The following is an 11,717-nucleotide window of genomic DNA, read 5'->3' on the forward strand; positions in this document are numbered from 1 at the left end:
GGCGCAGCTCAAGAGGTTGTTCGCACGGGCGCGAGAGAGGCCTTTATTCCCGTGCCTCCACCCTTTTCCGCGATATTTCTTCAGCCATCACAATGCCCACATACCGCTCCAAAACCTCCACCGCCGGCCGCAACATGGCGGGCGCGCGCTCGCTGTGGCGCGCCACCGGCATGAAAGACGACGATTTCTCGAAGCCGATCATCGCGGTCGTCAATTCGTTCACGCAATTCGTGCCCGGGCACGTCCACCTGAAGGATCTCGGCCAGCTGGTCGCGCGCGAGATCGAGGCTGCCGGCGGCGTCGCGAAGGAATTCAACACGATCGCCGTCGACGACGGCATCGCGATGGGCCACGACGGGATGCTGTACTCGCTGCCGAGCCGCGACATCATCGCCGACTCGGTCGAGTACATGGTGAACGCGCACTGCGCGGACGCAATGGTCTGCATCTCGAACTGCGACAAGATCACGCCGGGGATGCTGATGGCCGCGATGCGCCTGAACATCCCGGTGATCTTCGTGTCGGGCGGGCCGATGGAAGCCGGCAAGACGCGCCTCGCGAACCCGGTCACCAAGACCATCGAGCTGAAGAAGCTCGACCTCGTCGACGCGATGGTGATCGCAGCCGACCAGTCGTACTCCGACGCCGACGTCGCCGAAGTCGAGCGCTCGGCATGCCCGACCTGCGGTTCGTGCTCGGGCATGTTCACCGCGAACTCGATGAACTGCCTGACCGAAGCGCTCGGCCTGTCGCTGCCCGGCAACGGCACGGTGGTCGCGACGCACGCCGATCGCGAGCAGCTGTTCAAGCGCGCCGGCCGCCGGATCGTCGAGCTGACCCGCCAGTACTACGAACAGGACGACGTGCGCGTGCTGCCGCGCTCGGTCGGCTTCAACGCGTTCGAGAACGCGATGACGCTCGACATCGCGATGGGCGGTTCGACCAACACGATCCTGCACCTGCTCGCGATCGCGCGGGAAGCCGGCATCGACTTCACGATGAGGGACATCGACCGCCTGTCGCGCGTCGTGCCGCAGCTGTGCAAGGTCGCGCCGAACACGAACAAGTACCACATCGAAGACGTCCATCGCGCGGGCGGCATCATGGCGATCCTCGGCGAGCTAGACCGTGCGGGCAAGCTGCACACCGACGTGCCGACGGTCCACGCGCCGACGCTGAAAGATGCGCTCGACCAGTGGGACATCGTCCGTACGCAGGACGAAGCGGTGCGCAAGTTCTACCTGGCCGGTCCGGCCGGGATCCCGACGCAGGTCGCGTTCAGCCAGGACACGCGCTGGCCCAGCCTCGACCTCGACCGCGCCGAGGGCTGCATCCGCTCGTACGAGCACGCGTTCTCGAAGGAAGGCGGCCTCGCCGTGCTGACCGGCAACATCGCGCTCGACGGCTGCGTGGTGAAGACGGCCGGCGTCGACGAGAGCATTCTCGTGTTCGAGGGCTCCGCGCACGTGACCGAGTCGCAGGACGAAGCGGTCGAGAACATCCTGAACGACAAGGTCAAGGCCGGCGACGTGGTGATCGTGCGCTACGAAGGCCCGAAGGGCGGCCCCGGCATGCAGGAAATGCTGTATCCGACGAGCTACATCAAGTCGAAGGGCCTCGGCAAGGCATGCGCGCTGCTGACCGATGGCCGCTTCTCGGGCGGCACGTCCGGGCTGTCGATCGGCCATTGCTCGCCGGAGGCGGCCGCGGGCGGCGCGATCGGCCTCGTGCGCGACGGCGACCGCATTCGCATCGACATCCCGAACCGCACGATCGACGTGCTGGTGTCGGATGAAGAACTCGCGCGCCGCCGCGAAGAGCAGAACGCGAAGGGCTGGAAGCCGGCGCAGCCGCGTCCGCGCAAGGTGTCGGCGGCGCTGAAGGCCTATGCGAAGCTCGTGATGTCGGCGGACAAGGGCGCGGTTCGCGACCTGTCGCTGCTCGACGACTGACCGTCGCCTTAGAGGCCGGGAACGGGCCGAGACGGGCTCGTTCCCGGCCTCTACCCGAGCCCCACCCGCAGCCCGCCGGCCGGATCGGCAAGCTGCCCAAGCCGCTCTTCGGAGCGGCTTTTTTTCGTCCCGCGGCAACGCGGGCGCCGCGTGTCAGCGGCGAAACTCGTCGTTGCCGACACCGCCGCCGTGGCCGCCGCCGGCATTTCCGCCACCTTGCGACCGGCCGCCGTAACCGCCGCCGCCTGGGTTTCCCTGCGGCGGCGGCATGCGCGGCCCGCCGCCCGGCCCGGGCGCCGGGCGCACGATGGCTGGACCGGGCCCGGGTGGCGGCGCCGGGTGCGGTGCGGCTGCCGGGCCCGGTTGCGGCGCCGCGTGCGGTACCGGCGCCGGCTGGGGCATCGCCTGCGGGGCCGGCATGCGGTTCGGTCCACCCCAGCCGCCGCGCGTTGCCGACGGCCGCGTATCGTGCTGCGGCGGCGGAGCGCCGCCGGGCGCGCGCTGGATCGGGCCGCCCGGCTGCGGGTGTCCCTGTCCCGGCGGGAGCCCTCCCGGACCGATGCGCGGCTCGGCGCGATGCTCCCAGCGATCGCGATCGTGGAACCACGGGCGATTGCGGTAATAGCGGTCCCAGTACGCGCCGATCGCGAACCCGGTGACCGGTACGCCGACGATCGCGCCGTATTCGATCAGCGGCACGTAGTAGCCCTGGTAGGGATAGTCGAGCTGCTCCGCGTCGATCCAGCCGCGCACGCCAGGCAGCGCGACGTCGCACCACGAGTAGTCGCTCAGGCAGCCGAACACGTCCACCGCGGTGCCCGGCGGAAGCTGAGCGACCACCGGATAGTCGGGTGCCGGCCCGGCATAGAGCGCCGCGACCGAGTTCGTGTAGGCGCTGCTTTGCGCGGCGGCGATGCCCGGCGCCGCGGCGATGCCGAACAGGACGACGCACAGACTTCGGATGATCGTTTTGCTCATGGTGCTCTCCCGCGCGGTTCAGCCGCGCGTCCTTCAGTGTCGATGGCCGCCGTGGTGTCCGCCGCCCCAGTGCCCGCCGCCGCCCCAGTATCCGCGGAAACCGAAGCCGATCGAGATGGGCGGCCCGTACCAGCCGGGGTAGTACGCCGGATAGTACGCGGGGTAATAGACCGGATATGGCACGTAGGCCGGCGCGACATAAACGGGGGGCGGCGCGTAGGTGTAATCAGGCGGCGGCTCGGCTGGAGCTGGAGCCGGAACCTGGGCTTGGGCCCGAGCGGGGGCCGGCGTCGGCGCCGGTGCAGCCGCGGACGCCCCGCTCGCCGGCGCGACGGGAAGCTCGCGCTGCGACAGCAGTGCGGGCGCCGGTGCGTAATACGGTGCATAACCGTACGGCCCCGTGTAATAGCAACCACTCAGCGCAAGCATGACCAACGCCATCGCAGGTCGCTTCGCAGCGGAAAGGGAAATCATCGAATGCTCCGTACGAAATCGGCGCGCCGCCGCGCGGCGCGCGCCTGTGTCTAGCTTACGTCCCCTACATATTTCTGCGGGTTTGATCGGTGACTTTTTGTTTCGCCGCATGAATCGGGCCGATGCGGCCCCACAGGCACGCCGCCTGCTTGCGCGTCTGCCGCGCCGACATTGAAGTTGGCGCGATCGCCCTCACGTTGGATATCGAGTCAGGCTGGCCGGCGCGGACGGGCGTTCGCGGCCCCCGGCGACCTGAAACCCGCGGACCTTCGGCCCGCCCATACAGGAGCGCGGCTCACGCCGCTATCGACATGACCCTGCCACGCCCCACGCTTCGGGCGGACACGCCCCTCGATCCGATCATCCAGCTGCTCGCGCGCGCCGGCGAGCAGGGATATCTGACGCACGCCGACCTCGTCGACGCGCTGCCGCCCGACACCGACAGCGCCGATGCGCTGGAAGTCGTGCGCGCCGCGCTCGCGGACATCGGCATCGACGTGCTCGACGAGCCGGCCGCGCCCGCGCCGTTCGTCGGCACGACGCCGGTCGACGTCGATCGAGACACGCTCGACGAGAGCCGCGCGCTGCTCGGCGACCTCGCCCGCGGCGCGAGTGCGTCCACCGATCCGATGGCGCTCTACATGCGTCGTATCCATGCGGTGCCGCTGCTCAAGCGCGAGGATGAAATCGTGCTCGCGCGCGAAATTGAAACGGGCCGCCATCAGATCCTGCACGCGCTCGCCGGCTACCCGCCGGCGGTCGATGCGCTGCTGGCGCGCCACGGCGCGGCGAGCGCGACGGACGCGGCCGGCGACGAAGACGACGACACGCCGAACGACGAATCGCGCGCGCGGGCATCCGCACGCCGGGACGCGTTGCGCGACGCGCTCGCGACGCTGCGCGGCGCGCTGCACGCGCAGGGCTGCCGTTCGGCCGAATACCGCGACGCGCGCAACCGCGTGGCCGCGCTGCTCGGCGAGCTTGGCTGGGCCGTCCCGGCCGTCGACGACGCGAGCCGCGTCGTCGATGCACTGGCGCGCGCGCCCGCCAACGCGGCCGGCGACGCCGGCACCGACGCGGCGTGCTTCGATGCGCCCGCGCGGCGCGCGCTCGGCGCCGCGCTGCGCGACGGCCAGCAGAAACTGGGCGACGGCACGCGCGCGATGCTGGAAGCGAACCTGCGGCTCGTGCTGTCGATCGCGCGCAAGTACGTGAATCGCGGCGTCGATCTGCCGGACCTCGTGCAGGACGGCTGCCTCGGCCTGATGCGTGCGATCGAGAAGTTCGAATACCGGCGCGGCTTCAAGTTCTCGACCTACGCGACCTGGTGGATTCGGCAGGCGGTCGCGCGCGCGGTGGCCGACCGCTCGCGCACGATCCGCGTGCCGGTGCACGTCGGCGACCAGTCGCAGCGCGTGCAGCGGCATGCGCTGCGCTTTCGCCAGCGCCACGGCCGCCGCGCGACGCCGGCCGAACTGGCCGCCGACACCGGCCTCGCCGAGGACAAGCTGCGCGCGTTGCTCGCGTTGCCTGCCGAGCCGCTGTCGCTCGATACGCCGCTGCCGGACGCGGAAACCGGCCTCGTCGACCTGATCGAGGACCAGACCTCGGCGAGCCCGTTCGAACGGCTGGCGAACACGCGCATGCGGGAATGCGTGAGCTCGCTGCTGCGCTCGGTCACGCCGACCGAGGCCGACGTGCTGCGTCGCCGGTTCGGCCTCGGCGGCGCGGAGCCCGACACCTACGACGCCATTGCGCAGGACGCCGGAATGTCGCGCGAGCGCGTGCGGCAGATCGAGAAGCGCGCGCTCGCGACGTTGCGCACGGCCGCGCAGGCGGAAGGCGCGCAGTCGTTCCTCGACGCATGAGCGGCCGCGCGCGGCGCACCGCGCGCCGGTGCGAACGCGCGCGTGTGGGCTACCGCACGCCCGCGACGTTCGCCGTTGATGCGCGTCAATTTCCATCCGTCACGGGCCGCGACAATGTGCTGAAATGAAGCGTGCTGCGCGCATTGCGCGCCGCGTCCATCCCGTTTGCGCTTGCCCCGGTCCCGCGCCATGGAAACGACCATCAGCCACACCGACGAGGAAAACCGGCAGATCGCCGACCATCTGCGCGAGGCCGCGCAGTTGCTTGCCGACCAGGGAGCGAATCCGTATCGGGTGGCCGCCTACCGCGCGTCCGCCGATACGATCGAATCGCTCGACGAAGCGCTGCGCGCGCGGTTCGATGCAGGCGGCGTGGATGCGCTGGGCGCACTGCCGGCAGTCGGCGCCGGCGTCGCGCAGGCGATCGCCGAACTGCTGGTGAGCGGCCGCTGGCGTCTGCTCGACCGGCTGCGCGGCGACGCCGAGCGCGTGTCCGCGTTCGAGGCCGTGCCGGGCATCGGCCACGGGCTCGCGCTGCGCATTCACGACCAGTTGCAGATCGATACGCTCGAGGAGCTGGAGCGCGCCGCGCGCAGCGGCCAGCTCGAAGCGATCGCGGGCGTCGGCCCGCGGCGCGCGGCCGGCATCCGCGCCGCGCTCGACGACGTGTTGAGCCGCCGCCGACGCTGGCAAGGCCATGCGCGCGACGCCGGCCTCGGCACCGAACCGCCGGTCGAACTGCTGCTGTATATCGATCGCCTGTACCGCAACAAGGCGGCCGCCGGCATGCTGCCGACCCTCGTGCCGCGCCGCCTGAACGCGGACGTCAGCGTGTCGCCGCCCGTGATGCACATGACGAAGGGCGGCTGGCATTTCACCGCCCTGGCCGCGTGCCCTGCCCGCGCGCAGGAGCCGTCCGCGACCGCCGATTGGGTCGCGCTCTATTTCTACGATGCAACGCAGCGCGAACAGTTGCGCACCGTCGTCACCGGGACGCTCGGCGCGCTCGCCGGCAAGCGGGTCGTGCGAGGACGCGAGATGGAATGCCGCGTGTATCACGCGGGATGACGGGCCGTACGGCGTTCTAGCCCGTTCTGGCTCGTCAAGGGCTATCCGGTTTCGTCCGGCGCGCCGGGGCGCGATGCGCGGCGATGCGCAGCAGCTTGCGAAACGACGGACATTCGAGATGGCTCGGCGCCGGACAGGCGGCTGCATGTCGCAGCGCGTCGCGCACCGAGCCGAGGCGGCGGATCGTACGGTCGAGTTCGTCGGCCTTGCGCTCGAGCGTCGCGCGGTCGATCGCCGGTCGGCCGTCCGCGCCGAACATCGCCAGCATGTCATCGAGCGAGAAACCGGCTTCCCGGCCGAGCGCGATCAATGCGAGACGCTCCAGCACCGACGCGTCGTACTGACGCCGCAGCCCATGCCGTCCGCTCGGCACGATCAAGCCCTTTTCCTCGTAGTAGCGCAGCGTCGAGGCGGGGAGCCCCGAGCGGCGCGCGACCTCGGCGATATCCAGACGATTCATGCTTGGCCTCGAGTGAACTTGAAGCCGCAAGATAGTCGCTCGACCGTTCCGATACAAGCGCGACGCGTGCGTGCCGCCGCGGGGGTTGCGGCGTGATTGGAGCCGCCCGCCGCGCATGCAGCGCGGCAGCGACAAATTAACGGCGCGGCGGGGGCGCACGCGCGGCGCACGCCCCACTCCGCGCCGGTCAGGCTCAGACCTTCATCGAGCCGGTGCGCACGAAGCGCTCGTGCCACGACAGCGACTCGGCGAGCAGATGCGGCGTGTGCTTGCCGAAGCTCTCGCGCGACGCGCGCTCGAAGTAGTCCTCGAGCATCGGCCGGTAATCCGGGTGCGCGCAGTTCGCGATGATCTTGCGCGCGCGCTGCTTCGGCGACAGGCCGCGCAGATCGGCGAGGCCCTGCTCGGTGACGACCACCGCGACGTCGTGCTCGGTATGATCGACGTGGCTCGCCATCGGCACGATCCGCGAGATCGCGCCGCCCTTCGCGGTACTGGCCGACATGAAGCACGACAGATAGCCGTTGCGCGCGAAGTCGCCCGAGCCGCCGATGCCGTTCTGGATCTTCGTACCCATCACGTGCGTCGAGTTCACGTTGCCGTAGATGTCGGCTTCGATCATCCCGTTCATCGCGATGCAGCCGAGGCGGCGCACGAGTTCCGGATGGTTGCTGATCTCCTGCGGACGCAGCAGGATCTTTTCGCGGAACGTCGCGATCTCGTCGGCGAAACGCTGCACGGCCGGCGGGCTCAGCGACAGCGCGGTGGCCGACGCGAAGCTCAGCGTGCCGTCGTCGAGCAGGTCGAGCATGCCGTCCTGGATCACCTCGGTGTACGCGGTGAGGTTCGAGAAGCCGGCCGTGCTCAGTTCGGCGAGCACCGCGTTGGTGATGTTGCCGACGCCCGACTGCAGCGGCAGCAGGTTTTCCGGCAGCCGGCCGCGCTTCACTTCATGACGCAGGAAGTCGATCAGTTGCGTCGCGATCTGCTTCGACGTGGCGTCCGGTGCGGAGAACGCGTTGCTGCGATCGGGCGCGTCGGTTTCGACGATCGCGACGATCTTCTCGGCCGGGCAGCGCAGGTACGGTTCGCCGATGCGGTCGTCGCTCTTCGTGAGCGGAATCGGCTTGCGGTGCGGCGGCAGCGCGGTGCCGTAATAGACGTCGTGCATCCCGTCCAGGCCGAGCGGCTGGCGCGAGTTGACTTCGAGGATCACGTGCTTGGCTTGCTCCAGCCACGTCTTGTTGTTGCCGATCGACGCGGACGGAATCAGCAGGCCGTCCTCGCGGATGCCCGCGACTTCGACGATCGCGACGTCGAGATCGCCGTACAGGCCGAACCATGCGTACTGGGCGACGTGGCTCAGGTGGACGTCCTGGTAATCGACTTCGCCATTGTTGATCTTGTCGCGCAGCGTCGGGTCGGACTGGTACGGCAGACGCATCGAGATGCCGTCGGTGCGGGCGAGCGCGCCGTCGAGTTCAGGCGCGGTCGACGCGCCCGTCAGCACGTTGATCCGGAACGTTTCGCCGCGGGCGTGGGCCGCCTCGATGTGCGCGGCGAGCGCGGCCGGCACGGCCTTCGGATAGCCGGAGCCGGTGAAGCCGCTCATCGCGACGGTCATGCCGGGACGGATCATCGCGGCGGCTTCGTCGGCGGTGCGGACGAGCGAACGCAAAGCGGGAGCAAGGATGCGTGAAGAAGACATGGCTATATATCTGAAGCTTCTGGTCTGTCGTTGACGTCGCGGGGGGTGTCTCCTGAGCGACGCGAAGCCCTTGGGGCCGCGAGGGCGGCCCGGCACCACGGGCACGGTCCGAGTATCGCAGACGCCGTCGTCGCGAAATGTCAGCCCGAATGAAAAAGATTCTTGCCGGATGCGCCTGATATCGAACGGCACTTCTGTGTCAGTCGGTCGTAATTTGATCGAATGCGACAGAAAGCAATTCGAAAGAAAACGGCCATTCTCGCCCGGACAGCTTACGAAATGCTGAACGTCGACCGAGCGAAAACCGTCCGGATCCGGCGTCGGCAACCGGGCAATCCGCGCACGCCGAGCGCTTCGCGAATCGCTGCTGCGAATTGTCGCGCGGCGCCCCATCTCGACCCGTGACCGAGATCAAAGCCGCACGCCCGCGCGGATCCGCGCCGAGCGCCGCTGCGCGGCCCGCCGGCCCTTGACGGCGGCGCCCGGCGAACCCCGCTGGAACCGGTACGATCCGCAGGCGGGAACGTCAATTCACGGGCCCGGATTACAACTGGCCAACACCCGGAATACTCCGTAACACAGGCACATGTCAGGACATTGGTCCAAGGAAAAGCAACAAATTACAATTCCGTATATATTTCGCCGATGGACCAAAGAAAAACCGCCAACCGTTCCGAGCCCCCCCTGCCCCGCACCTGGGATGCGCGGCTCGCGCGCGCGCTCGTCCGACCGCTGATCGACACGCCCGTTACCCCCAACCACCTCACCACCCTGCGCCTGCTGATCGGCGTCGCGGGCGCGTGGTGCCTCGCGCAAGGCGGCTTCGGCTGGATCAACGCCGGCGCGCTGCTGATCGTGCTGTCCAACTTCGTCGACCATACCGATGGCGAGCTCGCCCGCATCAGCGGCAAGTCGAGCAAGATCGGTCACTTTTACGACCTCGCCGCCGATGCGCTCGTCACGGTCGCGCTGTTCGTGAGCATGGGCGTCGGCGTCGTCGCACAGGGCGGCCAGATGATCGCGTCGCCGGTGCTGCTGGGCGCCGCAGCCGGCGCGGCCGTCGCGCTGATCTTCTTCCTGCGGATGCGGATCGAATCGATCGCCGGCAAGGCAGGCACCAAACAGGCATTCGCGGGCGGCTTCGAGACCGAAGACGTCCTCTACCTGCTGCCGCTCGTCACGCTCGTCGACGGCGTGCAGCCGTTCCTGCTCGCGGCGTCGATCGGCGCGCCGCTGTTCGCCGCATGGGTCGTGATCGACTGGTGGCGCGTCGTGCGCCGCGACGGCGCCGCGCAATCGAACGCCGCGCCGCAGGTCTTCATGTCCCCGTCGAGCGGCCGCGCACGCAGCGACCGGCCGGGCGGCACTCAAAATCAAACTGAAATCCAGGCTTCCAAATGACTTCTAGCACGCGCGACGACTCCGTGCTGAGCCCGGCACGACCCGCGCCTGCGCGCGCGGCGGCGGCCGATCCCGATCGCACCGTGGCCGACTGCGTCGGCCGTCTCGACGCCGATCGCCTGCGCGGCGACTACACGCGCCAGGGATCGTTCCTGTATCTGGACAGCTTCCTGCCGCCCGACGCGCACGCGAAACTCGCGGCCGCCGCACGCGCGATGCAGGCCGACCTGAACCGCAATTACCTGCCCGGCCACAAGCAGGGCGGCAGCGTGAGCCGGCACACGATCGACGAACAGGCGCCGTACATCGCCGAGCTGTACCGCTCGAAGGCGCTGATCGGCTTCCTCGAGAAAATCACCGGCGACAAGCTGATGCTGTCGCCGGACGACGATCCGCACGCTTACGCGCTGTACTACTACACGAAGCCGGGCGACCACATCGGCTGGCACTACGACACGTCGTACTACGACGGCCGCCGCTACACGCTGCTGTTCGGCGTGATCGACGATTCGACGTGCCGGCTTGACTACGAACTGCACACCCGCAACCCGGACGTGCCCGACGAAGCGGGCTCCGTGCAGATCGCCGACGGCGGCATCGTGCTGTTCGACGGCGACAAGCTGCGCCATCGCGTCACCCCGCTCGGCCAGAACGAGATGCGCGTGTCCCTCACGTTCGAATACGTGACCAATCCCGGCATGCGGCCGTGGAAGCGCTTCGTCTCGAACATGAAGGACGCGATCGCCTATTTCGGCTTCCGCCAGGTGTTCAAGCAGCTGGCGACGCGACGCGCGACCGGGTTATGACACGCGCTGGCCTGATCCTGCTGTCCGTCGGAACGGCATTGTTCGTCGCGCTGCTCGCGTGGCAAGGCGTCGGCGCCGTCGCGTCGACGTTCCTCGCGGCCGGCTGGGGCCTCGCGCTCGTCGCGGCGTTCCACGTCGTGCCGCTTGTGATCGACGCGCTGGCGATCTCGGCGATGTTCCGCCGCGGCCAGCCCGGCGCCGCGCTCGGCAACGCGCTGCGCGCGCGCTGGGTCGGCGAGTCGGTGAACAGCCTGCTGCCGGCCGGTCAGATCGGCGGCCCCGTGCTGATGGTGCGCTACCTCGCGCAGCGCGGCACGCGGATGGCCGACGCGGCCGCCACGGTCACCGTCAGCACGACGATGCAGGCGCTCGCGCAGATGGCGTTCGCGTTGATCGGCATCGCCGCGTTCAGCGCGTATGCGACGCACGAATCGGTCACGCACCTGCGCACGCCGGCGCTGATCGCCACCGGCGTGCTCGGCGCGCTCGCCGTCGCGTTCTACGCGGCGCAGCGGCGCGGGCTGTTCGGCCGCGGCATGCGTCTCGCGTCGAAGCTGCTCGGCCCACGCGACTGGTCGTCGCTCGCGACGCGCGCCGACGCGATCGACCACGCGGTCGGCGCGCTGTACCGCGATCGCGCGAAGGTCGCGAAGACCTTCGCACTGAGCCTCGTCGGCTGGATCGTCGGCACCGCCGAGGTGTGGCTCGCGCTGCACTTCCTCGGCCACCCGGTCAGCTGGCTCGACGCGCTGCTGCTCGAGAGCGTCGGCCAGGCGATCCGCGGCGCCGCGTTCGCGATCCCCGGCTCGCTCGGCGCGCAGGAAGGCGGTTACCTGCTGCTCGCGCCGCTGGTCGGACTGCCGCCCGACGCGGCGCTCGCGCTGTCGCTCGCAAAGCGCGCGCGCGAACTCGCGCTCGGCCTGCCCGGCCTGCTCTATCTGCATTTCAGTGAAAGAAACTGGCAACGGCGCCATGCGCCGCAGCCGCTCGCCGACTGATCGT

The 11,717-nt window shown here is 69.4% G+C and carries 10 protein-coding genes; 6 read left to right on the forward strand and 4 right to left on the reverse strand.

All coding sequences use genetic code 11. The features are described 5' to 3' along the window. The first annotated feature begins 92 nt into the window (after positions 1 to 92). Positions 93 to 1,952, forward strand: coding sequence for a dihydroxy-acid dehydratase (gene ilvD / locus MYA_RS21740; protein ID WP_014725071.1), 1,860 nt, complete (start codon positions 93 to 95; stop codon positions 1,950 to 1,952). A 153-nt stretch (positions 1,953 to 2,105) separates the two neighbouring features. Here ilvD and MYA_RS21745 read toward each other — a convergent pair whose 3' ends face one another. Continuing rightward, positions 2,106 to 2,930: an SH3 domain-containing protein gene (locus MYA_RS21745; RefSeq protein ID WP_014725072.1), complete on the reverse strand. Its 825-nt coding sequence runs from the start codon at positions 2,928 to 2,930 to the stop codon at positions 2,106 to 2,108. A 33-nt stretch (positions 2,931 to 2,963) separates the two neighbouring features. Then, positions 2,964 to 3,404 (reverse strand): hypothetical protein, encoded by a 441-nt coding sequence (locus MYA_RS30175; protein WP_081056119.1) that lies wholly within the window; start codon positions 3,402 to 3,404, stop codon positions 2,964 to 2,966. A 311-nt stretch (positions 3,405 to 3,715) separates the two neighbouring features. Between MYA_RS30175 and MYA_RS21750 the strand changes: the two genes are divergently transcribed. Together MYA_RS21750 and MYA_RS21755 are read left to right on the forward strand one after the other, a co-directional pair. Then, positions 3,716 to 5,272: a sigma-70 family RNA polymerase sigma factor gene (locus tag MYA_RS21750; RefSeq protein WP_014725074.1), complete on the forward strand. Its 1,557-nt coding sequence runs from the start codon at positions 3,716 to 3,718 to the stop codon at positions 5,270 to 5,272. A gap of 189 nt (positions 5,273 to 5,461) precedes the next feature. Then, positions 5,462 to 6,340 carry a helix-hairpin-helix domain-containing protein gene (locus tag MYA_RS21755; protein WP_011881982.1) on the forward strand — a complete coding sequence of 293 codons (879 nt, stop codon included), beginning with the start codon at positions 5,462 to 5,464 and terminating at the stop codon, positions 6,338 to 6,340. A 34-nt stretch (positions 6,341 to 6,374) separates the two neighbouring features. On the opposite strand, the gene MYA_RS21760 is transcribed toward MYA_RS21755, so the two are convergent. Further along, the gene (locus MYA_RS21760) at positions 6,375 to 6,800 is read right to left on the reverse strand and encodes a helix-turn-helix domain-containing protein (protein ID WP_011881981.1); all 426 of its coding nucleotides are present in this window, start codon (positions 6,798 to 6,800) and stop codon (positions 6,375 to 6,377) included. 193 nt (positions 6,801 to 6,993) lie between these two features. After that, complete coding sequence (locus MYA_RS21765; protein ID WP_011881980.1) at positions 6,994 to 8,508, reverse strand: acetyl-CoA hydrolase/transferase family protein; 1,515 nt, start codon at positions 8,506 to 8,508, stop codon at positions 6,994 to 6,996. Positions 8,509 to 9,153: 645 nt separating this feature from the next. Here MYA_RS21765 and MYA_RS21770 point away from each other — a divergent pair. Genes MYA_RS21770 through MYA_RS21780 form a run of 3 tightly spaced genes read left to right on the forward strand, consistent with a single transcriptional unit; the run spans position 9,154 to position 11,713 of the window. Continuing rightward, positions 9,154 to 9,909, forward strand: coding sequence for a CDP-alcohol phosphatidyltransferase family protein (locus tag MYA_RS21770; protein ID WP_011881979.1), 756 nt, complete (start codon positions 9,154 to 9,156; stop codon positions 9,907 to 9,909). After that, a complete protein-coding gene (locus tag MYA_RS21775; protein WP_041494164.1) occupies positions 9,906 to 10,715 on the forward strand; it encodes a HalD/BesD family halogenase in 810 nt (269 codons plus the stop codon). Before MYA_RS21770 ends, MYA_RS21775 begins: the two co-directional genes overlap by 4 nt. Continuing rightward, positions 10,712 to 11,713, forward strand: a complete 1,002-nt coding sequence (locus MYA_RS21780; protein ID WP_011881977.1) for an HpnL family protein — start codon at positions 10,712 to 10,714, stop codon at positions 11,711 to 11,713. Before MYA_RS21775 ends, MYA_RS21780 begins: the two co-directional genes overlap by 4 nt. Positions 11,714 to 11,717 lie beyond the last annotated feature (4 nt).

Source organism: Burkholderia sp. KJ006 (genome assembly GCF_000262695.1).
Taxonomy (GTDB): Bacteria; Pseudomonadota; Gammaproteobacteria; order Burkholderiales; family Burkholderiaceae; genus Burkholderia; species Burkholderia vietnamiensis.